This window comes from Paenibacillus sp. GSMTC-2017 (assembly GCF_016019935.1).
Lineage (GTDB): Bacteria > Bacillota > Bacilli > Paenibacillales > Paenibacillaceae > Pristimantibacillus.
The window spans coordinates 315338-340714 of record NZ_JAECMT010000002.1 but is presented as its reverse complement, the minus strand read 5'-3'; the positions used below and the strand labels follow the sequence as shown (position 1 = coordinate 340714).

General features: G+C 41.0%; 20 protein-coding genes. 11 read left to right on the top strand and 9 right to left on the bottom strand.

All coding sequences use genetic code 11. From position 1 onward, the window contains the following. Positions 1 to 52: 52 nt before the first annotated feature. From mtnB to I6N90_RS08800, 8 genes are all read right to left on the bottom strand, one after another. Positions 53 to 706, bottom strand: coding sequence for a methylthioribulose 1-phosphate dehydratase (mtnB, locus tag I6N90_RS08835; protein ID WP_197935158.1), 654 nt, complete (start codon positions 704 to 706; stop codon positions 53 to 55). Beyond that, complete coding sequence (locus I6N90_RS08830; protein ID WP_197935157.1) at positions 706 to 1386, bottom strand: 2-hydroxy-3-keto-5-methylthiopentenyl-1-phosphate phosphatase; 681 nt, start codon at positions 1384 to 1386, stop codon at positions 706 to 708. The genes mtnB and I6N90_RS08830 overlap by 1 nt, the downstream gene beginning before the upstream one ends. Further along, a complete protein-coding gene (locus I6N90_RS08825) occupies positions 1383 to 2615 on the bottom strand; it encodes a 2,3-diketo-5-methylthiopentyl-1-phosphate enolase (RefSeq protein ID WP_197935156.1) in 1233 nt (410 codons plus the stop codon). The genes I6N90_RS08830 and I6N90_RS08825 overlap by 4 nt, the downstream gene beginning before the upstream one ends. After that, positions 2612 to 3481 (bottom strand): pyrroline-5-carboxylate reductase, encoded by an 870-nt coding sequence (gene proC, locus I6N90_RS08820; protein ID WP_197935155.1) that lies wholly within the window; start codon positions 3479 to 3481, stop codon positions 2612 to 2614. Before proC ends, I6N90_RS08825 begins: the two co-directional genes overlap by 4 nt. Positions 3482 to 3504: 23 nt before the next feature. Further along, positions 3505 to 4755 (bottom strand): glutamate-5-semialdehyde dehydrogenase, encoded by a 1251-nt coding sequence (locus tag I6N90_RS08815; RefSeq protein WP_197935154.1) that lies wholly within the window; start codon positions 4753 to 4755, stop codon positions 3505 to 3507. 38 nt (positions 4756 to 4793) lie between these two features. Then, the gene (gene proB / locus I6N90_RS08810; RefSeq protein ID WP_197935153.1) at positions 4794 to 5900 is read right to left on the bottom strand and encodes a glutamate 5-kinase; all 1107 of its coding nucleotides are present in this window, start codon (positions 5898 to 5900) and stop codon (positions 4794 to 4796) included. Positions 5901 to 6239: 339 nt separating this feature from the next. Then, entirely contained in the window at positions 6240 to 7445 is a 1206-nt protein-coding gene (locus I6N90_RS08805) for a pyridoxal phosphate-dependent aminotransferase (RefSeq protein WP_197935152.1), read from the bottom strand. A 111-nt stretch (positions 7446 to 7556) separates the two neighbouring features. After that, positions 7557 to 8045: a hypothetical protein gene (locus tag I6N90_RS08800; protein WP_232242804.1), complete on the bottom strand. Its 489-nt coding sequence runs from the start codon at positions 8043 to 8045 to the stop codon at positions 7557 to 7559. Between the two features lie 117 nt (positions 8046 to 8162). Between I6N90_RS08800 and I6N90_RS08795 the strand changes: the two genes are divergently transcribed. Continuing rightward, positions 8163 to 8966: a carbon-nitrogen family hydrolase gene (locus I6N90_RS08795; RefSeq protein ID WP_197935151.1), complete on the top strand. Its 804-nt coding sequence runs from the start codon at positions 8163 to 8165 to the stop codon at positions 8964 to 8966. A gap of 15 nt (positions 8967 to 8981) precedes the next feature. Here the strand turns inward: I6N90_RS08795 and I6N90_RS08790 are convergent, their stop codons facing one another. Further along, on the bottom strand, positions 8982 to 9875 hold the full coding sequence (locus tag I6N90_RS08790; RefSeq protein ID WP_197935150.1) for a LysR family transcriptional regulator: 894 nt from the start codon (positions 9873 to 9875) through the stop codon (positions 8982 to 8984). A 179-nt stretch (positions 9876 to 10054) separates the two neighbouring features. On the opposite strand from I6N90_RS08790, the gene leuC reads away from it, so the two are divergent. From leuC to I6N90_RS08740, 10 genes are all read left to right on the top strand, one after another. Beyond that, complete coding sequence (gene leuC, locus I6N90_RS08785) at positions 10055 to 11470, top strand: 3-isopropylmalate dehydratase large subunit (protein WP_197935149.1); 1416 nt, start codon at positions 10055 to 10057, stop codon at positions 11468 to 11470. Between the two features lie 32 nt (positions 11471 to 11502). Then, positions 11503 to 12102 (top strand): 3-isopropylmalate dehydratase small subunit, encoded by a 600-nt coding sequence (gene leuD, locus I6N90_RS08780; RefSeq protein WP_197935148.1) that lies wholly within the window; start codon positions 11503 to 11505, stop codon positions 12100 to 12102. 154 nt (positions 12103 to 12256) lie between these two features. Beyond that, positions 12257 to 13840 (top strand): N-acetylmuramoyl-L-alanine amidase, encoded by a 1584-nt coding sequence (locus I6N90_RS08775; RefSeq protein WP_197935147.1) that lies wholly within the window; start codon positions 12257 to 12259, stop codon positions 13838 to 13840. A 19-nt stretch (positions 13841 to 13859) separates the two neighbouring features. After that, positions 13860 to 14468 (top strand): GerMN domain-containing protein, encoded by a 609-nt coding sequence (locus I6N90_RS08770; RefSeq protein ID WP_197935146.1) that lies wholly within the window; start codon positions 13860 to 13862, stop codon positions 14466 to 14468. Between the two features lie 28 nt (positions 14469 to 14496). Beyond that, the gene (locus I6N90_RS08765) at positions 14497 to 16584 is read left to right on the top strand and encodes an S-layer homology domain-containing protein (protein WP_197935145.1); all 2088 of its coding nucleotides are present in this window, start codon (positions 14497 to 14499) and stop codon (positions 16582 to 16584) included. Positions 16585 to 16748: 164 nt separating this feature from the next. Further along, on the top strand, positions 16749 to 17444 hold the full coding sequence (nth, locus tag I6N90_RS08760; protein WP_197935144.1) for an endonuclease III: 696 nt from the start codon (positions 16749 to 16751) through the stop codon (positions 17442 to 17444). Positions 17445 to 17449: 5 nt separating this feature from the next. Further along, positions 17450 to 17722, top strand: a complete 273-nt coding sequence (locus I6N90_RS08755) for an NAD/NADP transhydrogenase alpha subunit (RefSeq protein ID WP_197935143.1) — start codon at positions 17450 to 17452, stop codon at positions 17720 to 17722. A gap of 13 nt (positions 17723 to 17735) precedes the next feature. Beyond that, complete coding sequence (locus tag I6N90_RS08750) at positions 17736 to 21428, top strand: dynamin family protein (RefSeq protein ID WP_197935142.1); 3693 nt, start codon at positions 17736 to 17738, stop codon at positions 21426 to 21428. A 291-nt stretch (positions 21429 to 21719) separates the two neighbouring features. Next, positions 21720 to 23522, top strand: coding sequence for an ABC transporter ATP-binding protein (locus I6N90_RS08745; protein WP_197935141.1), 1803 nt, complete (start codon positions 21720 to 21722; stop codon positions 23520 to 23522). After that, positions 23512 to 25335 carry an ABC transporter ATP-binding protein gene (locus I6N90_RS08740; RefSeq protein WP_197935140.1) on the top strand — a complete coding sequence of 608 codons (1824 nt, stop codon included), beginning with the start codon at positions 23512 to 23514 and terminating at the stop codon, positions 25333 to 25335. The genes I6N90_RS08745 and I6N90_RS08740 overlap by 11 nt, the downstream gene beginning before the upstream one ends. Positions 25336 to 25377: the final 42 nt, after the last annotated feature.

Here is a 25377-nt window from a genome sequence, read left to right as displayed (position 1 = left end):
TCAGTTTTAAGGTGTGTAGGTTAACGGTTTGTCTTGGAGGAAAATAGCAAAATTACATTTTACTATTTTTCAATAGCTCAAAGCGATAAACATATTCGAAAATAAACTCGAATGCTTCGAGATGACGCTTCGCCTCGAAGGCATTAGCGCCCCAAGCGTAGATACCATGCTTCCTAAGTATAATACCAGGAATTTGAGGGTTAAATGACTCGGTAACTTCCGGCACGATGGAAGGGATATGCGTGTAATTAGAAACGATCGGAATGTCGATATGTGCTTCTTCATCCCAAATATTAAACGCCTTGATAAGTTCTACGCCATCAACGGGTACTGATTTACGATCCCAAAAATATTCCGAAATAATATTATTGAAAACGGTATGCACATGAAAGATTGCTCCCGCTCCAGTAAGTTTATAAATTTCGCAATGGATCAACGTTTCGGCAGATGGTTTAAGTGAAGTAGCTTCACAAGCTTTCCCATCTTGATCAACGAACAAATAATCTTCTGGTGTATGTACCGTTTTGTCTTTGCCACTAGCTGTAATTGCGAAGTGGAACTCATCAGGCGTGTAATCACCAACTCGAATGGATAAATTACCGCTTGTACCTGGGAACCATCCACGAGAAGCGAATAGTTCCTTTACATGGCGTAATTCAGTTAAAGCACTTTGTTTTTGTTCTGTTTTAATTTGGTCAAAGCTCATTACGTTGTCTTCCTTTCAGCATTCATCGCATCAATTATATCAAAGAAGGTTTCATATTCTTTATGATCTATTCCAAGCTCTTTACATTTGGTAGTCAAATGAGAACGTGAGTATACGGCATCAGCAAGTTTAGCACCTTCAAAATCTGTTACGCTGTCCCCAATAATAATACGTTCATATTGGTCGGCAGGGAAGTTGCGCATAATGGTCGTTTTGCACATGCCACAATTGTTGCTACAATGCCCATCACATGGATGAGGCCATAGTATTTCGATTTGTTTTCCAGTAAAGTCACTTGCGTTGCAATAAATATGATCACGAGGAATATCAAATGACTCTAATATTGGATAGACGAAAAATTCTATACCGCCGCTCGTAACATAAAAGTCGATGTCATTTTTTTTGCAATACGCAAGAAACTCTGCGAAACCTTCACGTATCTTCGCATTTGAGATGCCGAATGAGACAACCTCATTTTGCATAGATGCAGGAATTAGTCGGAAAAGTTGACCAACACCATCCTTGATGGAAAGTTCAGTTGAGATCGTTCGTGTAGCAATTTCTTCCCAGCCAGCCGGGTTGAAATGTTTAATGATCGCAATGATATTATCATTAACCGTAATGGTACCGTCGAAGTCGCAAAACACGATGCGTTTCTTAGTTGTCAATGGATTTGTCATCCCTCTTTGATCCCCCATAATTGTATTGCAGCTTGAAGCGCCTCATGACCAGGTGCGGTTGCAGCTTCTTGAAGTGGTGTTCCTTTGCGTGCAGCTTCAATAGCAAGACGGAATGCTTGTCCACCTGCTGCTGTTCCCATTGGATGACCGTGGATACCGCCACCAGCATTAACGACTACATCGCTGCCGAAGTCTTTTAATATTAACGGAACTAGTCCAGGATGTATACCAGCAGAAGGGACTGGGAAGCTTGAACGCAAGCCGTGAAGCGGGTTTAATAAAGCATCCTTAACTGCTAAATTTTCTTCTTTAGGCATGACGACTGAGCCGTAAGGAGAAGGGAATAGAACAAGATCCGCTCCAGCAAGCCTCATCAGTTTACCTAAAAGCAAGGAAGCACTGATGCCATAATGTGGAGATGGATAAATCGCTCCTGCAAGTGCAGGATGCGCCGCAATCGGGACGTTGATTGAAGGGTCGCTGCTAAGCTCATGAAGAACATCATACCCATATGCGAGAGCGTTAAACAAAATGGCATTCGCTCCAGCGGAAATTGCTTTACGTGCATTAATGGCAAGTTGTGATGTAGGTCCAGTTAAATTAACAGCATACAGGAGCTTCTGTCCAGTTTCTTCTTCAGCTTTTCGTGCAGCTTCCATACAGACCTCTACACGTTTCTCTAGTGGAGTAAGTGGATTTTCGAATAAGATTTCGTCATCCTTGATTAAATCTACACCGCCAAGAGCTTGCTTATAAAATTGATCTTGCAAGTTCGAAAGGTCATGTCCAACGACAGACTTAAATATGCTCATGAGTAGCGGGCGATCTTGGACGCCTAGTAGAGTACGGATGCCATCTAGTCCAAACTTTGGACCTGGGAAGGCAGAAGCAAATGAATCCGAAACATCTAAATCAAGTAGCTTAATGCGACCATCCATAGATAGCTTTCCGAACACAGTTACAAGCAGAGCAGGAAGGTCTCTACTGAAATTAATATCTGGATATGCAATGCGAATATCAGCATATCGTTCACCTGGTGCAGCAGTGGCTGGTTCATATACTTCGACAGACAACACTTTGCCAAGATGTTTTTCCATAGCTGCCTTTTGTGCCTCGGGCAATTCCGTCCAACTACCTACTGTTAGGCCAACTGCGATAGAAAGCGCCTTTTTATGAAAATCTGCCCGGTCATCATAAGACCGATACGTTGCGATACAAACTTGACTCATTTCATAATGCTCCCTTCCATGTCAGCACCGATTTCTGCAGCACGTGTTGCTGAACGATGCATTCCTTTAATGATAGCTTCAGGTAGACCACCTTGTGCCATAAGTTCTAGTGCGGCTTGAGTTGTGCCGTTAGGAGAAGTGACTTTTCGTCGAAGTTCTTCAGGAGCTTCGCCAGTAACTCTTACCATTTCTGCAGCGCCAAGCACCGTTTGTACAACTAGCTCTCTCGCCATATGAGGTTCCAAACCAAGTTCGTCAGCCGCTTTCAACATCGCTTCCATCACGAAATACACATATGCAGGTCCGCTGCCGGAAACGCCTGTAATCGATGTTTGTAAAGATTCATCTACAATGGCATTCACACCGATCGATTTGAACATAACTTCAGTAACTAGACGCTGCTCAGCATCTACTGAACTCGAATAACTAATGCCAGTTGCCCCTAGGCCGATCGTGCTGGACGTGTTAGGCATCGAACGAACGATAGGTTGCTCCACACTCAGCAAACGTTCCATTGAGCTAATTGATAGACCAGCAATTACGGATATAATTAGCTGTTTTGTATGAAGAAGCGGAGCAAGTCCAGCAATTGCTTCGACAGCATCTTTAGGTTTCATCGCCAAAAATATGATGTCAGCCTCGCGTAGATACTCTTCATTAGTAGAACCTTGTTTGATGGTTTGTACACCATATCGTTCATTAAGTTCCGTAAGACGAGTTTCGTTGCTGCGATTAAGCATTGATATCATAGCTGGTTCTACAAGTTTCTCATGTATGAGGCCACGAGCGATAGCTTCCGCCATTGAACCAGCACCGAAGAAACAAATGCGTTTAGAAGAAATGTCGGTTAGAGTAGTTTGAGACATGTAAAATTCCTCCTGTATATCGATTAGTTCCGAATTTGTCCATTTCCGTATATCCGGTATTTTGTTGATGTTAATGCAGGCAAGCCCATTGGACCACGAGCATGTAGCTTTTGTGTACTAATACCAATCTCTGCACCAAATCCGAATTCAAAGCCATCAGTGAAGCGAGTGGATGCATTGTGGTAAACGGCTGCTGCATCAACTTCCTGCAAGAAACGATCGGCATGAGTAGCTGTTTCTGTAACGATACACTCGGAATGTTTTGTGCCGAATTGGCTTATATGATCAAGCGCTTCATCTAAGTCAGTTACAATTTTGACATTCATAATGTAGTCGTTATATTCGGTGCTGAAGTCTTCATCCGTTGCTGTCTTCATTCCTGATAGAAGAGACACTGTGCGCTCACAGCCACGAAGCTCAACATTTGAGTCAATAAAAGCTTGAGCAATGTGCTTAATAGATGTCATAGCAACTTTTTCATGGATAAGTAGTGTTTCGATAGAATTACATACTGAAGGACGTTGTACTTTACCGTTAATTGCGATAGAAATAGCCATTTCTAGTTGTGCCGATTCGTCTATGAAAACATGGCATATGCCAGCTCCTGTTTCTATGACAGGCACAGTAGCATTTTCGATCACATTACGAATAAGTGCAGCGCCGCCTCTTGGAATAACGACATCAAGAAGACCATTTAATCGAAGCATTTCATTAACAGAAGCACGATCAGAGTCTTCGATTAATTGTATAGCATCGCTTGGCAATTGTGTTGAATCTAATGCATTTTTCAATATTTCGACGATTTTACGATTAGATGAGATCGCTGCAGAACCCCCGCGTAACACGACGGTGTTGCTCGTTTTTAGACATAGGCCAACGGCATCGACTGTTACATTAGGGCGTGCTTCATAGATCATGCCAATAACGCCAAGTGGAACCCGTATTTTCTCAACTTTCATTCCGTTTGGACGATCAAAAGATTCAAGCAATGTTCCGATGGGATCAGGTAGCTCAACAATTTGACGTAGTCCATCAGCGATAGCGGAAATTCGATCACTATTCAATGCAAGTCGATCAAGTAGAGAAGGGCTAGTTCCTAATCGTTCACCTCTCTCTAAATCTTCTGCATTAGCTATAATGAGCTCATCTTGACGAGTAATAAGTGCATCAGCCATTGCTAATAAAGCATTGTTTTTATGTTCTGTTGTCATACGATTCATAATAGATGCAGCATCTTTAGCGAGTATTGCCTTTTGTTTTACTTCACTTATCATTACTTTTCGCCTCCCAAACCTTCAATTTTTTTTTGAATTTATTTAAGCGTAATCCATTCGTCACGATGAATCACTTCGATTCTTGTCACTTCAACTCTTCGAGAAACCTCTTCTGTACTGAGTCCAGCAGCAGCTTTTAATTGCCAAGCCGTATAATTGACGACGCCGCGGCCTAATGTTTCACCTTGTTTATTGACAACTTCTACAACATCTCCGGGATGAAAGTCACCTATGCTCTCAGAAATACCGGCAGGAAGCAGGCTTTTACCGCCAATTAGTAAAGCTTTTACTGCACCGTCATCGACTGTTATACGACCCTGCGGCATAGAGTGAAATCCGAGCCATTGTTTTTTCATAGGTAAACTATTTAGTTTCGTATCGAAGTATGTGCCTCTGCCAGTACCTTCTATTGCGTTAGAAAGATCGCCATTATGTTGAACTTTACCGATATAAGCGCCAACTCCGCCTCGCATTGCAATTCGAGCTGCTTCGATCTTTGAGCGCATGCCACCAGTGCCAACGGAAGAGCCAGCACCTCCAGCAAGTTTTAAAATATCTTCAGATATTTGATCGACACGCTCGATCTTAACTGCAAGTGGATTTTTGCGCGGATCTTCTGTATACAATCCGTCCATGTCTGTAATGATGACTAACTTTGCTGCTTTTGTCATTGCAGCGACAAGGGCAGATAAGTTATCGTTGTCTCCAAATTTGAGCATTAACTCATCAGTAGCAACTGTGTCATTTTCATTGATGATTGGTATAATGCGTTGCTTGAGTAGTTCTTCAATTGTCATTAAAGCGTTTTGAATACGTCGCCGATTAGAGAAATCTGCTCTCGTTAGCAATATTTGAGCAGCAACAATGTTATATTGACTGAACGCTTCTTGATACGTTTGCATGAGTAATGCCTGACCTACTGCGGCTGCAGCTTGTTTCTCATGAACAGCTTTTGGCTTTGTAGCATAACCAATTCTGCGAAAACCTGCGGCAACAGCACCGGAAGTTACGAGCATGACATGTTCTCCTAGACGATGCCTAGATGCCAGCTCCGAAGCAAAAAAATGAATGTTTTCCTTATTTAATCCACCTTCTTCGGAGGTCAGTGAACTGCTTCCGATTTTCACCACGATACGTTCCGACATGTAGAGCACCATCCTATTTTAGTTTCATAACAACAAAAAAAGACTTTCATCCATAAAGGACGAAAGTCTGGGCTTCCGCGGTACCACCTTTGTTGATAATCGCAACATATTGCGAATCATCCATCTTAAAGCCTTGTAACAGTAGGCACTGTTCGACTTATCGCCGACCGCTCGGAGGTAGGTTCAGCAGGGAGCCAACGGTAAATTCTTGCAGCCAATGGAATTTACTCTCTGATCAAGGCCTAAACTGCTTACTGGTCCCGTCATCACGTTTCATATTTTAGTTAAATTAAGGATAACATGATCAAGAGTCACTGTAAAGAAAGGTCTCGCACCATTCTAGAAGCTAGAAGTAGAGAAAATGCCGAGCTTACCAATACGCTCAATCGCTTCTTCCAAACGGGCTTCGCTCGTCAGTAATCCAAGCCTTACATAACCTTCACCATGCGTACCGAAACCTACACCAGGAGCTACTACGACATCTGCTTCAAACAATAATTTATCTGCAAAAGATTCAGAAGTATATCCTTCTGGAACAGGGAGCCAGCAGAAGAATGAACCACCTGGGCGTTCCGCTTTCCATCCAATACGATCGAGAGCTGCGAACAGCGCTTCACGTCTACTCTCATACAAAGCGCCTAGTTCCTCGACACATTGCTGAGGGCCAGTTAGCGCAAGTGCAGCAGCTTCTTGAATACCACCGAAAAGGCTGCAGTAATAATGGTCCTGAATGAGGTTAATCATCGCCACGATTTCAGGATTACCAAGAGCAAAACCTACGCGCCAACCAGCCATGTTATATGTTTTTGATAGTGTATAAAATTCGATTCCGACTTCTTTGGCACCTGGTGTTTGAAGGAAGCTAACAGGTTTTACACCATCAAAACCAATTGCACCGTAGGCAAAGTCACTTGAAACGACAATATTATGTTTTGCGGCAAATTCAACTACATCAGCATAAAACTCAGAATCAGCAACAGCACCAGTTGGGTTGTTGGGATAATTCATAAACATAAGCTTAGCTCTACGAGACATTTCTTGATCGATAGCATTAAGATCTGGCAAATAGCGATTTTCCTTCGTAAGCGGCATGAAGGACATTTCAGCACCAGCAAGCGCTACTCCAGACCAATAATCTGGGTAACCAGGATCAGGCACGAGGCACACATCCCCAGGATTCAGCAAACATTGGCTTATTTCAACTAGACCCGTTTTGCCTCCGAAAAGAATAGCAACCTCAGTAGTTGGATCAAGGTCAACATTATAATCTTCCTTATAACGTTTTGCGACTGCCTCCTTCAAGAAAGCATAGCCGCTAAAAGGAGGGTACTTATGGTATAGCGGATTAGGGGCAGATTCCTGCAACTTAGCTACAATATGAGAAGGAGTCGGTTGATCCGGATTACCTTGTCCCAAATTGATAACATCTTTACCTTTTGCTATTTGTGCGTTAGCTTTTGCTACTAATTTCGCAAAAAATTGTGTTGGCAATCCGACCATTCGATCTGCAGGCTGGATATGCCTTTTTTGAACTTCTGCATCCATTTCATCACTCTCCGCATCGCATCGTACTCTATTCACTGATATTAACGAATAGACATTAGCAATAATGTAGCATGAATGAATATAGAATTGAAGCAAAAGGTCGCATAAATGCTAATTTGTTGCTGTAGGTAGTCCCACTTTTTTAATAAATGGATCGATGTTTTCTTTAAATAAAAATAAAAACGGTTTGTTTAGCTCGTCGAATACGAGCAGAAAAGGTGATTTGTCCTTGCAATAAAATAAAAACAAATTGTTAGTAGTAACAGAAATTTCACCTGTGTTGATCTTGGCAGGTTTAGATAGTGGAATGCGATAGACATAAGTACATCCATGATCTGTAGTTGCTTGTGGAGATAATCCCGAGACAGATTTGGTCCATTTGGTAGCCATTTTTTGAAACTTCTTATCATTCGGGATTGTCTTCACCACTTTACCAGCAGAAATATCGAACACTTGCACAGGACCAGGCGTATTCGTATTGCTTTGAGAATCTTCACTCGAAGGTGCTGTTGAAGCAAATACAGTATGACTAATTAGCGGTATCATAATCATCGCTGCGATAAAAGCGAAAATTCGTTTCGTTAGTATGGACGTCATCATCAAAAACTCCTTTGTTTGTAGGTTTATTGGAAAGTCTCCTTGTTACAATGCCCATCTTGACAGAGAACCATGAGACGGTATCATTAGGGAAATAATATGTTTAAGGAGATGACTAAAATGAAGAAGCAATTGCGGCTGGCATTGCTGCAAATGAACATAGATGCAGGTAATCCGGAAATAAACTTCGGTAAATTAAGGGATTTGCTTGAAGAGGTTGTACAATCGGAGAAAAAGCCTGATGTTATTATGTTTCCAGAGATGTGGAACACGGGTTATGCGTTAACGGAGATAGAAGTTCTTGCTGATTCTGATGGTATGCGCACGAAAAAGTTTTTATCTAGTTTTAGCAAGGAACATAATGTTTACATCATTGGAGGCTCCATAGCCGAAAAGAAAACGGATGGCGTTTATAATACAATCTACGCATTTGATCGCGATGGAAATACGATTGCTGATTATTCTAAAATTCATTTGTTCCGCTTGATGGATGAAGAGAAGTTTTTGAAAGCAGGAGCAAAACATGGCAAGCTTGAAATCGAAGGTGAACAAGCAGGAATGATGATTTGTTACGATATTCGTTTCCCTGAGTTGACGAGAACGCTAGCATTAGGCGGAGCCAAAATATTGTTTGTTCCTGCAGAATGGCCTCATCCAAGATTACACCATTGGCGTACACTTCTTATGGCAAGAGCGATTGAAAACCAAATGTATGTTGTAGCTTGCAATCGCATGGGAAAAAGCGGAGAAACAAACTTTTTTGGTCATTCACTGGTTATCGATCCGTGGGGAGAAATTGTTGCAGAGGCTGGTGAAGAAGAGACGATCCTCTATGCAGACATTGATCTAGATTTAGTAGACCAAGTTCGCACTAGAATACCTGTGTTTGAGGATCGCCGTCCTGAGCTGTACTCAAAGGAATAAGTAGTTGTTACACTATTAACGGTAATGACTAATGGTCTGATTTAATGTTTCAATAAACGCTTGAGCAGCTTTTGATAAATATCGTCCTTTCCGACTTGCTACAACTAATGTACGAGTCGGTTTGGACGTAAGAGTTAAATAGGTCGGGGCGAAGTCCGCTCCTTTAGAACGTGTAAGCATTTGAGGAACTAATGCGATACCCATTCCACCAGCTACTAACGATTGTACCGTTTCTATATTACTGCTTTCGAACACAATCTGAGGAGTAAAGCCAGATGCTTCACAAAGCTCCACCGTTATTTGTCTAAAGCCTTGTCCACGCTTCAATCCGATAAAAGGTTCATCCTTCAACTCACTAATTTCAATTGGCTCTTTTCGAGATGCTAATGGATGTTGTGCTGGTACAGCTACACATATTTCTTCTTCCAAATAAGGTTCCCATGAAAGCGAGCTATCGATAAGAGGAAGAGAAAGTAGACTTAAATCCGTTCCGCCGCTAGCTGTCAATTGCTCCAGCTTCGCTGTAGTTTCTTCTACTAGTACAACTTCTATTTGAGGGTACTTTTCACCAAATACCGGTAGTACTAGAGGTAATACATGTGAACCCGTTATTGGTAGAGTACCTACAACTAGTCGACCGCGCCGCATCTGTGCCATGTCGTCCATCTCTTGTTTTAACTGCTCAACGGCATCCAAAATCCCTTGTGACTTCTCAACAAATACTTGTCCTGCTTGAGTCAATTCAACGGAATTTGTTGTACGACGGAATAGTAGAACACCAAGCTCTTGCTCCAATTTGGACAATTGCTGACTTAAAGATGGTTGTGCAATGTGCAGCTTATCTGCCGCTCTTGAAAAATTCTTTTCATTTGCTATTTGAATGACATAATTAAGTTGACGTAATTCCACACTAGTTCCCTCTTTCTTAAGTAAAGTTATAAACATATTAATGTAGTGGTTTATAGTTATTACCTATAGTCATTATAGATATTATATCTTAGATCAATGAAGAAAGACATGGTATGATAGCTTCAATTAATTAAGTAGATTATTGCCAATAGCAATAATGAAACGATGGGGTGAGCATAATGGCGAAAAAGACAATGTTCGAAAAGATCTGGAATAATCACGTCATTCATCAAGAAGAGGGTAAACCAAGCGTCATTTATATCGATCTACAGCTTGTACATGAAGTAACATCACCGCAAGCATTTGAAGGATTGCGTATGACAGGCCGCAAAGTTCGTCGTCCTGATCTTACATTTGCAACGATGGATCATAACGTACCAACTAAAGATCGTTTCAATATTACAGATCCAATTTCTAAACAACAAATCGATACACTCACACAAAATTGCAAAGACTTCGGCGTAACGTTGTTTGATCTTGATAGCATTGACCAAGGTGTTGTCCACGTTATGGGCCCTGAGCTTGGCCTTACACACCCTGGTAAAACGATCGTTTGTGGAGACAGTCATACTTCCACGCACGGTGCATTCGGTGCATTGGCTTTTGGTATCGGTACAAGCGAAGTTGAGCATGTGCTTGCGACGCAATGTTTACAACAATCGAAAGCAAAAACAATGGAAGTTCGATTTAACGGCAAACGTAAGCCAGGCGTTACTGCAAAAGATTTGATTCTTGGTGTTATTGCACAGTATGGAACAGATTTTGCAACTGGTTATGTTATCGAGTACACAGGTGATGCAATTACAAGCTTGACGATGGAAGAGCGTATGACTGTATGTAATATGTCTATTGAAGGCGGAGCTCGCGCTGGATTGATCGCACCAGATGCTACTACTTTTAATTACTTACGTGGCCGTGAATATGCTCCAGCTAATTTCGATGAAGCTGTTGAAGCTTGGTCTAAGTTAACGACGGATGAAGGTGCAGAATACGACACAGTGCTTCATTTCGATGTCGATGCATTGATTCCACAAGTAACGTGGGGAACGAGCCCAGGTATGGGTACAGACATTACGTCTTGTGTACCTTTCCCAGCTGATCTTCCTACAGAAAATGAACGTAAAGCAGCCGAAAAGGCACTTGAATATATGGATCTTAAACCAGGAACACCAATGTCAGAAATTGAAATTGATTATGTGTTCATTGGTTCGTGTACAAATGGACGGATCGAGGATCTTCGTGCTGCAGCAGAAATCGCTAGAGGATACAAAGTTAGCGACAGAGTTACAGCAATCGTAGTACCAGGTTCGGGTCGTGTAAAAATCCAAGCGGAGAAGGAAGGTTTAGACAAAATCTTCACAGAAGCGGGATTTGAATGGCGTGATGCAGGTTGTTCTATGTGTCTTGCGATGAACCCTGACGTACTGAAGCCAGGCGAACGTTGCGCTTCAACGTCCAACCGTAACTTCGAAGGTCGCCAAGGACGCGGCGGAAGAACACATCTTGTATCGCCAGCTATGGCGGTTGCAGCAGCTATTAACGGACGTTTTACTGATGTTCGTGATTGGGAAGTTAAAACAGAAGTTTTGAATTAATTAACATAAAGCAAGAGAGGGGAAATACCGACATGGAACCATTTAAACAGCTAACAGGAATCGTAGCCCCGGTTGATCGGGTCAATGTAGATACGGATGCTATCATTCCAAAACAGTTTCTAAAACGTATTGAGCGCAGTGGCTTCGGCCAATTTCTTTTCTTCGAATGGCGTTTCCACGAAAATGGTGATATCAATACAGAATTTGAACCTAATAAAGCTCGTTACGAAGGTGCATCTGTTCTTGTATCCAGAGCGAACTTTGGCTGCGGCTCATCTCGTGAGCATGCACCTTGGGCGATTCTCGACTATGGTTTTAAAGTAATTATTGCGCCATCATACGCCGATATATTTTATAACAACTGCTTTAAAAATAGTATCTTGCCAATCAAACTAAGCGAAGAGCAAGTGGAAGACTTGTTTAAGCGGACAGCCAAACATGACGGATATAAACTTTCTGTCGATTTGGAGAACAAGGTGTTAACCGATGAACATGGACTAAGCATTTCATTTGATCTGGATGAGCACCGTAGGCAATTTTTGCTTCAAGGATTGGATGATATCGGTTTAACGTTGCAACACGAAGAAAAAATTACAGCGTATGAGCAAAAGCATATTGCTACACTTGTTTAAAATGTAATCACACAGAGGATAACCCAGCTAAAGTTGAGGTTGTCCTCTTTTTTCCTCTATTCGCAACTTTTTCTGACACTGTGCGTCTATAATTATGTCCAAGCATGTCGAATGAGCACATGCAATGCGGGCAATTCAGTCATCGAGGTGGGAAATGAAAAAGTCTGTATCCATTGTATTGTTAATGTCATTGTTGTTCACCATGTTTGCTTCTGTTGGACAAGCTGCTGCTGTTCCTCCTAAGCTTTTTTTGAATGGGAAGCAGTTAATGTCCGATGTTGATCCGAAAATTCAAGGCGGATCAACGCTAGTGCCACTTGCAATTTTGTCAGATGGCTTAGGTTATGGAGTAGAGTGGGAGCCGGTAACGAAAAGAGTAACCGTCAAAAATGACAGCACCGTTATTGAGCTCATTATCGGAGAGTCCTTGGTAAGGGTTAACGGCGTAATAATGGAGACAGATTCGAAGCCGCAACTAATTAATTGGCGGACAATGGTTCCCGTCCGATTTGTTGGTGAGCTACTGGGACTAGGCTTTGAGTGGAAGGACAAAGAACGAGAAGTACATATGTTCGAAAAAGTTACAGAGCCAGTCGATCCAATCGTTCCGGTGGATCCTGTCGATCCAATCGTTCCGGTGGATCCTGTCGATCCAATCGTTCCGGTGGATCCTGTCGATCCAGTAGACCCTATTGCACCTGTGGATCCTATTAATCCGATAGATCCGGAGAAACCAACTCTTCCAGCGGGTGTCATTTCGGGAATTACGCTGAATGAATCAAACATCATTACGATTAATCATGTAGGAACACAGAAACCTAATAAGCCGCTCCTGCTAGAAAATCCTAGACGTATGGTCTTTGATTTTCAGAACACAACTTATTTACCTGAAGTAATGTCCGCATTTGTAAACGGTCAATCAGAAGTTTCTCTGCTCGATAATCCTTTACTAAATGGGTATCGTTATTCTCAATTTTCAAACAAGCCACTTACCGCTAGACTTGTTGTATTGATAGGTAAAGATACGGGCTATGTGATGACCGAAACAGAAAATGCGATTCATCTCGCATTTATGCCTAGCAGTGAAGTACCGATTGAGCCAGTTCCACCAATCGATCCGATTCCACCAGTAGATCCGAAACCGCCGGTAGATCCAAAACCGCCAGTTGATCCTACATTACCAGAAGGTGATGATGGAATCTATCATATCGTTCTCGATCCTGGTCATGGTGCAAAAGATCCAGGTGCATACAGTAAATCAGTGAAGCGTTGGGAAAAAGAATTTAATTTAAGTGTTGCGCTGAAGTTAAAAGCTGCTCTAGAAAAAGACAAACGAATTAAAGTGCATCTAACACGCTCAGACGATACGTTCCTTGAGTTAAACGATCGTGTGAAATTCGCAGAAAACGTTAAAGCAGACTTGTTTATATCACTTCATGCTAACAGCTTTGAAAAAACTAGTGTTAACGGATCTGAAACCTATTATGAGAGACCAGAGAGTAAAGCGCTGGCTGACATTATTCATAAGTATGTCTTAAAAGGTATGGGACTAAACGATCGTGGTGTTAAAAAAGCTGGTTACAGAGTAATTAAGCAAACGACTATGCCGGCAATATTAATCGAAGCAGGTTATTTATCTAATAATGTCGATTCGAAGGCCTTGTTCGATGATGCAGTTCAAAATAGGTTTGCTAACGAAGTGACTAAAGGGATTAAGGAGTATTTGAATCTGAAATAGGAAGCAGGTGTTCAACGATATGAATACAGCCAATCGCAGCTTTCGAGTACTACTTGCTTCAACCCTATTAGCAGCTTTTCTTACAGCTTGCGGCGATCAAGGAACTGTAAAGGTAGAGACGGAGGTTTCCGGTAACGGACCTTCGTCAGTACCAATTACTTCTAGTATTGCTGAAGTACCCATAACAAGTGTTGCACCACAAACATCAGCAACACCTAAGCCAACAGGGGAGCAAGGAACGGAAGTCATCATTTACCGCTCTGATGGTGAGTTGCAAAAAATGGTCGAGCATAATGTGAAAATTATTGCTAAAGACGAAGTGGAATTAATTAATAAAACATTGGCTGAGTTCCAAAAAGATGATGCTAGTGGTGCTATATCATTATGGAAGGGAATCCATTTCCTTTCCGTAGAACTTAAAGATGCAGTACTTACGTTAGACATTCATATTCCTGATGAAGAAAGACTAGGTGCTCCTGGTGAGCAACAATTAGTAGACACACTTAAGAAAACGATGTTTCAGTTTTCATTTGTTGAATCACTAGACGTGTTAGTTGTTGGAGAACCAGTTGAAAGCTTAATGGGTCATGTGGATATTGAACATCCAATTAAAAAATCAGAACAATAAATTACATATTGTAGAAGGAGTCATAAAAATGCCATTGCATGAAACTTGGAAGAAAGTTGTAACAGGAGCGTTAGTGTTTACACTAGTGACTGGAAGTGGGGCAACCGTGTTGTCCGTGCCAAGCACGATTAGTGCAGCAACTGTTGCAGCCACTCCATTTACGGATGTTAGTGCAGGATATTATGCTGAGAAGCATATCGCAAAACTATATTATCAAGGTATTATTGATGGTTACAAAAATAACGTCGATCAAACATCAACTTTTAAACCAGAAAAAGGTGTTTCACAACAAGAAGCTGTATTAATGGCGCTGCGTTTTGCTGGGTTAGATCATCTAGTTGATAATAGTTCGATGATTGTATTTGGTGAATCATTTGTTGTAAGTGGATTTTTTAAAGCCTATATTGAACTAGCATTCAATAAAGGGTTGCTCGATCGTGATGAAGAATATGCACTTGCAGCAGCAGATAAGACATCGGAGTGGGGACTTAAACCTGCGAGCCGTGAATGGGTTACGAAGTTGATCGTAAAAGCAATCGGACAGCAAGCAGCAGCAACAAAATTACAACACGCGGAATCACATTTCAGCGATGCTGCAAGTGTTGATGCTCGTTATAAAGGATATGTAAATGCTGCAGTACAACTTGGACTTGTAAAAGGATTAACAGAAACTACATTTGGGCCGGATGTAGCAGTTAAACGTGCTGCCCTTGCAACTCTTTTCAGCAGAGCACAATCAAGTTACGCGGTTGAGTACGAAGGACAAGTCGATGGTATCATTTCTGAAATTAAGGATGATAAGATTACCGTTTATAGCAAAGAAACGGATACAAATTATACGATAGACAACAATACAGTCTATTATCATTACAAATCAGAGAAACCAGTAACAAAAGAAACATTGTTAAAGTATAGTGACGTAACCGTTATTGCTAAAGAAGGCAAAGCTTTATATGTGGAAGCAAAAGGCGATACACAACATACTGTTACAATCGATGGAACGTTCGCTAGATACAATGCCGATGAGGGCGTCATTTATTTATGGATTAAAGACAAGCCGGTTCCAATTAATTATGCCGCAGGAATAGTTATTGAAGATACTACTGGCAAGCAGCTTGCGATTACTGATTTGAAGGCAAATAGTCAAATTACGATCGTACAAGATAGTTTCCGTACTAAACCTGTAGCTCTAAAAATTATAGCTGCCGCAACTCCAACAGTAACAGTAGCTACAGGAAAACTTATAGAGTCAACTCAAAAACTAGTAGTAATAAAAACAACAGAAGGTTTGGTAACAAAATATGTTGCCCCTGGTGCTACTGTTGAAATATCAGGCTTATCCAATGCTACGATCACAGATTTAGTTGCAAGCGAAGAAGCTGGTGATCAAGTTGAAGTTAGCTTAAATGCAGCTGATCAAATTACAAAAGTAAAAGTTACGAGTCGAGAGGTAAAAGTTGTTGCAGCGGCTGAAATTTTTAATATTAACGAAGCTAAAAAAGTAATTACAGTAATGGATTCTAACGGAGAGCCAATTGCCTTAACGTTAACGGATAAAACCAAATTTGATTATATGGGCAACAATGTTGATATGAAAACTGCTTTGGGGCTTATCTCTACTAACGTTAACGTAATCATTCGTTATACACATAAAAATCTTATTTCGATGCATTTTGTTATGAGTTATACAGGAACTGTTAATTCAGTTGATACTAAAAATAAAATCTTAACGATTCAAACGGAACACGGTGTAAGTGCAAAAATTCCTTATGCGAATTATGTAGTCGATTATTTTGGTCGCCCACTAGCTACTCACACTGATTTGAAGACTGGTGACTCTGTAACTCTTAGAATGAAACCAGACAAAATTGAAGCTATTATAATTTCAGTTAATCAAACTATTCAGTATGAAGTTGTATCTGTTAACGTATTAGCAAACAAAGTAACAGTGAAAACTGCTGTTAATGATACGTTTGAATATTCGATGCAAGATGTTCAATTGCTGAAAGTGGATGGGACAAAAACAACGATCGGCCAATTGACAGCAGGTACTTTAGTAAATCTTTCATATGTAGGAACTGCAGTAGTTAAATTACAAGAAACAAAAAAAGCTTAAACGGTTAAATAGGCGTTTTCATTCCATAGTAAGATGAAAACAGGAACGTTTTGTGAAAAACTGCCCTTCGGGGCAGTTTTTTTTATGAAATTAACGGTTTGAGGTTGCGAAGCGTGTCAATTTTCGCTACACTTTGAACGATAGTGTTTATGTGGAGGCTTACTATGAATGCAAAGCAGAAAATGCGTCATATATTGGATACTATAGCCGATCTCTTTCCAGACGCGCACTGTGAGCTCAATCATACGAATCCTTTTGAGTTAACCATTGCCGTTTTATTGTCGGCGCAATGTACGGATGAGACCGTAAATAAAGTTACAGCAGGGCTATTTCAGAAGTATCGTAGTCCAGAGGATTATTTAAGTGTTCCGCTGGAAGAGCTTGAGCAGGACATTCGGAGAATCGGTTTATTCCGGAGCAAAGCGTCCAATATCCAAAAGCTCTGCCGGATCGTCATTGATAAATATGAGGGTGACGTACCAGCTAGCTATGAAGGGTTAGTGGAACTGCCAGGTGTAGGCCGCAAAACGGCTAATGTAGTTATGTCTAATGCTTTCGGAGTACCAGCAATTGCAGTGGATACCCATGTGGATCGTGTATCTAAGCGTCTAGCTATTGCGAAACCAGATGATTCTGTGCTCGTTGTGGAACAGAAGCTCATGAAGCTAGTACCACGAGATGAATGGACAATTACCCATCACCGACTTATATTTTTCGGACGTTACCATTGTAAAGCGCAAAATCCGCAGTGTCCCATATGTCCATTGCAAGATATTTGTAAAGAAGGAAAAGGGCGTATGAAGCCAGCGATTAAGACAAAAAATAAAGTAAAGAAACTTAAATTAGCGAACGAAGGATGATGAAAATGAAGTGCATTTCCGTGTATACAAACAATTTTGAACATTTCTCTGATATTTATGAGCAAGTACTAGAATCTCCACCTGAAGAAAATGAGGATATTGTCATTGATGGAATTACGGTAAGTGGTTCCGGCGATGTACCAGATCAATATATTGAACGTATGCGCGTTAAACCAGAAGTTGTAGTAATGAAAGAAAGAGAACGTAACATTATGATCTTGCAGCATGGCAATGTATTTGAAATCTGCTTGCCATCTGACGAAGAGGAAGCTGTTTAGGAGCTAACTTACGATGACACAAATAACGGTACAAAGCATAGCGGAATCATTACAATCAACAGCCGCTGCGATGGCCGAAGCAGGCGACCATACTCGAGCAAAGCAAGCGCTTGAGCTGAACAGTAAGCTGACCGAAGGTCGGCTTACTGTCGCTTTATGCGGACATTTTTCAGCGGGTAAATCAACATTGGTTAATAAGCTTTGCGGTGCTAAGCTATTACCATCAAGTCCAATTCCTACAAGCGCAAACGTCGTTGCTATTCGTGGAGGAGAGCGTGCGTATGCGTCAGTTGAGATCGTCAAAGACGGAGTTAGCGAGCAGGCTGAAGTTCCTATAGAGGAACTGGATAAATATTGTGTTGATGGTGAGCAATTTGCTTCAGTTGCAATTGTTTACCCAAGTGAATTGCTCGGCGACCATACTGTGTTATTAGATACTCCTGGAATCGATTCTACTGATGATGCACATCGTATGGCTACAGAATCTGCCCTGCATTTAGCTGATGTTGTTTTTTATGTAATGGATTATAATCACGTCCAATCTGAAATTAATTTTGCGTTTGCAAAGGAATTAAAAGATTGGGGTAAGCCCTTATACTTCATCGTTAATCAAATCGATAAACATCGTGACCGTGAGTTAAGTTTCACATCTTATCGTACAAGTGTAGAAGAAGCGTTCCAAGCTTGGCATTTAGAGCCAGCGGGGATCGTTTATTTGTCGTTACGCGAGCCAACTCACCCCCACCACGAATGGGAGAAATTAATTGGGTTGATTGGGGAGCTTGGAGAGCAGAGAGAGGAACTTTGTTCGTATAGTGTGGACGCATCTCATCGCCATTTAATTAGCACTCATCTGAAATGGTATGATGATCAGACTGAGCCAGAGCGTGATCGTTTACTTGTGCAAGCTGGAGGAGAAGAAGCGGCTGCAATCGTTACAAGTGAGATCGAACGACTAACTCAATCGATAAAATCCCTTGCCAATGTGAGAGAGCTATATCGTACCGAACATCGAAAAGATCTTCAATCTTTGCTGGATAATGCTAATATTACTCCGGCAGCTCTGCGTGACTTAGCACATTCGTTTATCGAGAGCCGTATGCCTGGATTCAAAACTGGCCTTCTTTTCGCTGGAGCGAAGACAGCAGCCGAACAAGAGCGAAGATTAGAAGCTTTCCGCACAGAACTAATAAGTCTTATTAATGCAGCAATTGATTGGCATGTGAAACAGTTCCTTCGCAACGCGGCAGAACGAATTCATTTTGACAATGAAAGTTTAGAGAAGAAGTTGTCCGAAGGATTATCTTGGCAACCTGATGCTAAGTGGCTTATTTCTCGAATAAAAACAGGCGCTGTAATGGGCAATGAATATACGATGACCTATAGTAAGGAACTTGCAGCAGACGTTAAAGGTATTTACCGTACTAGGGCACTGGAATTGATTGATGAATTTACCCAACATTATTCAGTATCAAGTTTGGCTGCATCTAAAGAAGCAGAGGAACAGCTAGCAGCATTGCAGCAACAAGCAGATGCGATTCAAGCTATATCTGCTATTGAAGCAAACAATAGAACACATGAATTAGCTCTGAATAAGATTTTGCCTGAACAAATTAGCAAGCCGTCACTGCCAGTTCCAAAAATAAGTGAAGCAACAGTAACGGATAGCGAAGTCACACATCCTTTTACTGGACTTAAGGAAAGTGAAGTAGAGCAATTACTAAGCGACAGTAGAAATGTGAGACGTCAGACTGATGTAAATGAAGGACAGTTAGGAATGAGTAAACAGATTGTTGGTAGTAGTAAAAAGTCTGCCCTCTCAAACCAACGAGAGGCGGCTTTTAAGCTACTAAAAGCTGCGGAGCTACTTGCACCTATTTCTTCTTTACGTTCAGCAGCTACTACCGTTAGAGATAAAGGTAATCGACTTCAGAGCAGTCAATTTACTATTGCTTTATTCGGTGCATTCAGTGCGGGTAAGTCATCATTAGCGAATGCTTTGATAGGCGATGCGGTGTTGCCAGTATCACCTAACCCAACGACTGCTGCTATTAACCGACTTATGCCTCCTTCTGAGGAGTATGGGCACGGTACAGCACGTGTCATTATGAAAACAAGCGAAGCGGTCATATCTGATTTGCGTTATTCGCTTTCTCTTCTAGGTGAAAATGCGTCTGAATCGAAATTGCCAGATGCAGCATCTATTTTGCGGTCAATTGATAAACTAAAACCAGAATCAATTGGGTCTGGTGGAAGACCGCATTATAGCTTTTTGCGAGCGGCAAGAGCAGGCTGGGCACAACATGAAGCTTTACTTGGCAAAGAGCTTAAAGTAGAACGAGATGAATATGCGAAGTATGTGGCGGAAGAGTCGCGTTCTTGTTTCGTAAGCGAAATTGATTTCCACTATGATTGCGAATTAACAGCCGAAGGAATCGTCCTTGTTGATACGCCTGGAGCGGATTCTGTTAATGCAAGGCATACGGGAGTTGCCTTTAACTACATTAAAAACGCTGACGCGGTACTGTTTGTCACTTATTATAATCATGCATTTTCTCAAGCCGATAGGCAATTTCTTGATCAGTTAGGTCGTGTGAAAGATCAGTTCGAGCTCGACAAAATGTTCTTTATCGTAAATGCTGCAGATCTAGCTGCTGACGAAGCAGAGCTACAAGGTGTTTTAAAGCACGTTGAAACGAATTTGCTACAGCATTCCATTCGCTCACCACGTTTATTCCCTGTTTCCAGTATACAAGCGTTAGATGGGAAGTTAGACGGCAACACCAGTCTGCTTGAACAGTCACGGATGGAAGATTTCGAACATTCGTTCCTTTCCTTTATTCAAAATGATTTAGGGCGAATGGCAATAGAGTCCGCTGAAATCGAATTGAAACGAACGATAGATATTGTAGCCGGCTGGTTGCGAAGTAGCGAAGGTGATGCTACTGCGAAGGAAGCAGAGCTTAAGAAGCTTTTAATAGCGGCTGAGGGCGCGAAGCAGCCGATAGAGGAGCTTCGCAGAAGCGTGCTCACGGAAGGACTTAAGCAAGAGATTAAGGAGCTGCTTTATTATGTCATCCAGCGTCTGCAATATCGTTTTGGTGAGTTTTATCATTTAGCGTTTAATCCAGCAACACTGCAAGACGATGGACGCGATCTGAAACGTGTCATTTGGACGGCGTGGTTAGAGCTTCAAAGATTAATGCAACGTGAGTTGTCACAAGAGCTTCTCGCAACGACACTTCGAATGGAACGTGCGATGCATGAATCAATAAAGAAGGTATACAATCAAAGCTGTGATCGAGTTCAGAAGACAATCGAAGAGTATTCTACACTTCCTTATGAAGCTGGTAACATCTCTGTTCCAAATGAGTCTGCGGATTGGGTAGAAGAAGGAATCGAAGCGAAGTGGCTATGGAGTCGTTTTAAGTCTCCTAGGCAGTTCTTTGAAGGCGAAGGGAAGACCGTTCTTCGCAAAGATCTAGAGTCACTCTTAGCGCCATCACTGCAAGGTTGGATGAATGAAGTGTTACGAAATTGGAATGCGCATTATGAGCAAGCGTGGACGATTGCTGCAGATGCTGCTTCTAATCGGTTATATGAAGATATACGTTCCTTTACAGAAGGTAAGCAAAACTCGTTAACTGATGGAGCCGATCTGGGCGAACTGAAGAAACTTCATTATGAACTAACTCATCTCGGATAGATTTGAATAGCGAGAACACTCATCGCAATTATAGCTAAATGCTTTTACAGGATGGATTCTATCTTGTAAAAGCATTTTTTATTTTTGTGTGAAAATATGCAAAAACGGAGTAAAAGGTACATTGTAGCAACGATTTAAGACGATATGGGAGCATTACCCATCGTCAATTGTTCAACCGCCATAATAAGCGCTACTATTAAAAAATTCGTATTATTATCGAGTTTGCTCGACTATTCCTATGCTGATAATATTCTCTCATACATAAAAACAGTGATAGGGAGATGGATTTCAGTGGACATCCTTAGGCAATTGAAAGCCTTTTATTTGCCAGAGAAGAAGTTTCTTATAACTTCCATTTTGTTTTTAATGATCGCAACTGCACTTGGACTGGTATATCCAAACTTACTTCGTTATTTGATCGATGATGTCATAAGGCTAGAGCAATTTGATCTCGTTCCAAAGCTCGCATTAATCGCGGTAGCTGTTATTTCTTTAAAAGCGTTAAATCAATTTTTACACGGCTTCTTCGGAGGGAGATTAGGCAATCGAGTTGCATTTCGAATGCGAAATGCATTGTATGACAAACTTCAAACATTATCCTATCAATATTATGACAAGGCTAAGACTGGAGATTTAATGTCTAGGTTAACTGCTGACCTCGAAGCTATTCGTAACTTTATCGGATTTGGGTTTGCACAAATTTTAAATATGGTTCTTATGGTTTTATTCGGTGGTGCAATGATGATGTACATCAACTGGCAGCTCACACTGATTACACTAGTCACAATGCCGATATTAGTTTTTTTGGCACTCCGCTTTGAAAAGTTGATCCATCCCGCTTTCCGAGAAATGCGTCAAGCGATGAGCAACTTAACGACAGCTGTTCAAGAAAACATAACTGGTGTACGTACCGTTAAATCATTTGCTCGAGAACCTCATGAAGTTACGAAATTCTCATCTCGCAATGAAGCATATCGATCAAATCAAATACATGCAGCGACAATTTGGGCGAAGTACTTCCCCGTTATGGAGCTTGTTGCTAATGCAAGTGCCGTTATTTTACTTCTTGCAGGAGGTATTTTAGTTATTAATGATACTTTATTGCTAGGTGAATTTGTCGCATTTTTCAGTTTAATTTGGTACATTATCGGGCCGATGTGGGGTTTAGGTTTCCATATAAACAACTACACACAATTTAAAGCATCTGGAGAACGTGTTATTGGCTTATTGAACGAACATGTTCATGTGAAAAGTGAACATAATGCTATAAACCTCACCTCTGACAACGTCAAGGGACATGTTCGTTTTGAAGGAGTTACATTTAGTTATCCAGATAAATCAGCAGCATTAACGGATATATCTATTAATGCACCTACAGGTTCTGTAATCGGATTATTAGGTGCAACAGGATCGGGCAAATCAACGATTATTCAATTACTTATGCGCGCTTATAACGTGAAACAGGGCAATATTTCGATTGATGGCATCGATATCCGGCATATTAACGTTGAATCGTTACGTCGTCAGATCGCACCGGTTTTTCAGGAAACGTTTTTGTTCTCTGCGTCGATTCGTGACAATATCGCTTATGGAGTCAGAGATGTAACGCAAGAGGAGATAGAAGCAGCAGCCAAGTTGTCAAAAGCTCATGATTTTATTATGGAGCTGCCACTTGGTTATGAAACTGTCGTTGGAGAACGTGGAATGGGGTTGTCAGGCGGGCAGAAGCAGCGAATAGCCATTGCACGAGCGCTTATTAAAAATCCGAAAATACTTATTCTGGACGATGCAACAAGTGCTGTTGATATGGAAACTGAACATGAAATTCAAGCTGGTTTTAAGGAGCTAATGGCTGGCAGAACTACGTTTATCATTGCTCATAGAATATCTTCGCTAAGGCATGCAGACGAAATTGTTGTAATGGAAAAAGGTCATATCGTTCAGCGAGGCAGTCATGCGGAACTTAGTACAATACGAGGTCCATATCGAGATACGTACAACATTCAATATGCAGATTTTAAATCAAATGTTGAGAAGGGTGCTTCAGTAATTGGGGCTCATGATCGTGGAAGGGGAGCATCTGATGAGTACTAAAACAGTAGGTAAAGATCGAAGTCGAAATGAGCGCTTTGTATATCAAGATGATGATGCAATAGAAAAACCATTTAATTGGTCACAACTACATCGCTTATACACATATATGAAACCATATCAACGTCAACTACTACCTGTTCTAATCATGATGATCATAGGTACATTAACACGTCTTACTACTCCATTTCTTATGATATACGTAATTGACCAAATATTGGACCCTACTAGTGGCTCAGGAGACGTTACAACGTTACTATTCGTTGGCGGAATTATGTTAGTGCTGTATATCATCCAGTGGGCATCAAATACATATCGAATCAAGTACACAAATATTATCGGTCAGAAAGTCATATACGATCTTAGAAATGATTTGTTCCAGCATATTCAAAAGTTATCTTTCCGATTTTATGACAAACGTCCTGCTGGATCGGTTCTCGTTCGTGTGACAAATGACGTCAATGCGCTTCAAGACTTGTTTACGAATGGTGTAGTCAATCTACTTATGGATTGTATTCAACTAGTCGGAATCGTAATTATCTTATTAGCGTTAAATGTGAAACTTGGCCTTGCAGTAATGATTACTGTTCCGATTATGATTATCGTATCTACTTCACTTCGTAAGCGGATTCGATTCGCTTGGCAAGATGTACGTATGAAACAGTCTCGCATTAATGCCCATTTGAACGAAAGTATACAAGGTATGAAAGTAACGCAAGCTTATGCACAGGAGAAGGACAATATGTCATTCTTTAATCATATGAATATGGATAACATTAAGTCGTGGAACAAAGCATCGGCGCTTAACCAGTCTTTTGGGCCAGTCATCGAAATAACAGCAGCTGTTGGGACATGTATCTTATTCTGGTATGGATCTACTTTAATTGAGGATAAAATCATAACGGTTGGATTGCTCGTTGCTTTTGCTAATTACATCGGCAATTTTTGGGAACCAATTAATCGTCTTGGACAAATGTATTCTCAGCTTCTAATCGCAATGGCTTCATCGGAACGAATATTTGAGTTTATTGATGAAAAACCGACAGTAGCTGAGTCCAAACAAGCAAAAGATCTGCCTATCATTCGTGGTGATGTATCATTTGATAATATTGTGTTTGAATATGAGACGAATAGACCAGCTTTAAAGGGAATTAGTTTGAACGTTAAAGCAGGTCAATCCATCGCATTAGTAGGTCATACTGGATCTGGTAAAAGTACGATTATTAATTTGTTATGTCGTTTCTATGATCCAACTAAAGGACGAATTTTAATCGATGGCTACGATATAAAAGAGATTACGATCGAAAGTTTACGTACTCAAGTCGGTTTAGTCATGCAAGACACCTTTATTTTCGCCGGTTCGATTCGAGATAATATTAGATACGGGCGACTAAATGCAAGTGACGATGACATTGTGAAAGCTGCTCAAGCTGTACATGCACATGATTTTATAATGGAATTACCTGATGGTTACGATACACAAGTAGAGGAACGAGGAAATGTGCTTTCTATGGGGCAACGTCAACTTTTGTCCTTTGCACGAGCTTTACTTGCTGATCCACATATTCTTATTTTGGATGAGGCTACAGCTAGCATTGATACCGAAACGGAGTTAAAAATCCAAGAAGCTTTAAAAACGTTGTTAGCAGGTAGAACATCCTTTATGATCGCACATCGATTGTCGACGATCCGACATGCAGATGAAATTATTGTGCTTGATCACGGAAAAATTGTTGAACAAGGCAGTCATGAAGCTCTCATCGCAAATAAAGGTGTATATAACGGATTAATTGAAGCACAATTTCGTTATTTGTAGCAATTATTGAAATAGTCACGCAATCATCACGGTTAAAGTATT

What these genes read in the sequence shown, in the direction of transcription:
- mtnB (WP_197935158.1), bottom strand. Translation starts at nt 706, where the DNA reads ATGAGCTTTGACCAAATTAAAACAGAACAAAAACAAAGTGCTTTAACT.
- I6N90_RS08800 (WP_232242804.1), bottom strand. Translation starts at nt 8,045, where the DNA reads ATGATGACGTCCATACTAACGAAACGAATTTTCGCTTTTATCGCAGCG.
- I6N90_RS08805 (WP_197935152.1), bottom strand. Translation starts at nt 7,445, where the DNA reads ATGGATGCAGAAGTTCAAAAAAGGCATATCCAGCCTGCAGATCGAATG.
- I6N90_RS08765 (WP_197935145.1), top strand. Translation starts at nt 14,497, where the DNA reads ATGCCATTGCATGAAACTTGGAAGAAAGTTGTAACAGGAGCGTTAGTG.
- I6N90_RS08795 (WP_197935151.1), top strand. Translation starts at nt 8,163, where the DNA reads ATGAAGAAGCAATTGCGGCTGGCATTGCTGCAAATGAACATAGATGCA.
- leuC (WP_197935149.1), top strand. Translation starts at nt 10,055, where the DNA reads ATGGCGAAAAAGACAATGTTCGAAAAGATCTGGAATAATCACGTCATT.
- nth (WP_197935144.1), top strand. Translation starts at nt 16,749, where the DNA reads ATGAATGCAAAGCAGAAAATGCGTCATATATTGGATACTATAGCCGAT.
- I6N90_RS08830 (WP_197935157.1), bottom strand. Translation starts at nt 1,386, where the DNA reads ATGACAAATCCATTGACAACTAAGAAACGCATCGTGTTTTGCGACTTC.
- proB (WP_197935153.1), bottom strand. Translation starts at nt 5,900, where the DNA reads ATGTCGGAACGTATCGTGGTGAAAATCGGAAGCAGTTCACTGACCTCC.
- leuD (WP_197935148.1), top strand. Translation starts at nt 11,503, where the DNA reads ATGGAACCATTTAAACAGCTAACAGGAATCGTAGCCCCGGTTGATCGG.
- I6N90_RS08750 (WP_197935142.1), top strand. Translation starts at nt 17,736, where the DNA reads ATGACACAAATAACGGTACAAAGCATAGCGGAATCATTACAATCAACA.
- I6N90_RS08815 (WP_197935154.1), bottom strand. Translation starts at nt 4,755, where the DNA reads ATGATAAGTGAAGTAAAACAAAAGGCAATACTCGCTAAAGATGCTGCA.
- proC (WP_197935155.1), bottom strand. Translation starts at nt 3,481, where the DNA reads ATGTCTCAAACTACTCTAACCGACATTTCTTCTAAACGCATTTGTTTC.
- I6N90_RS08755 (WP_197935143.1), top strand. Translation starts at nt 17,450, where the DNA reads ATGAAGTGCATTTCCGTGTATACAAACAATTTTGAACATTTCTCTGAT.
- I6N90_RS08770 (WP_197935146.1), top strand. Translation starts at nt 13,860, where the DNA reads ATGAATACAGCCAATCGCAGCTTTCGAGTACTACTTGCTTCAACCCTA.
- I6N90_RS08825 (WP_197935156.1), bottom strand. Translation starts at nt 2,615, where the DNA reads ATGAGTCAAGTTTGTATCGCAACGTATCGGTCTTATGATGACCGGGCA.
- I6N90_RS08775 (WP_197935147.1), top strand. Translation starts at nt 12,257, where the DNA reads ATGAAAAAGTCTGTATCCATTGTATTGTTAATGTCATTGTTGTTCACC.
- I6N90_RS08740 (WP_197935140.1), top strand. Translation starts at nt 23,512, where the DNA reads ATGAGTACTAAAACAGTAGGTAAAGATCGAAGTCGAAATGAGCGCTTT.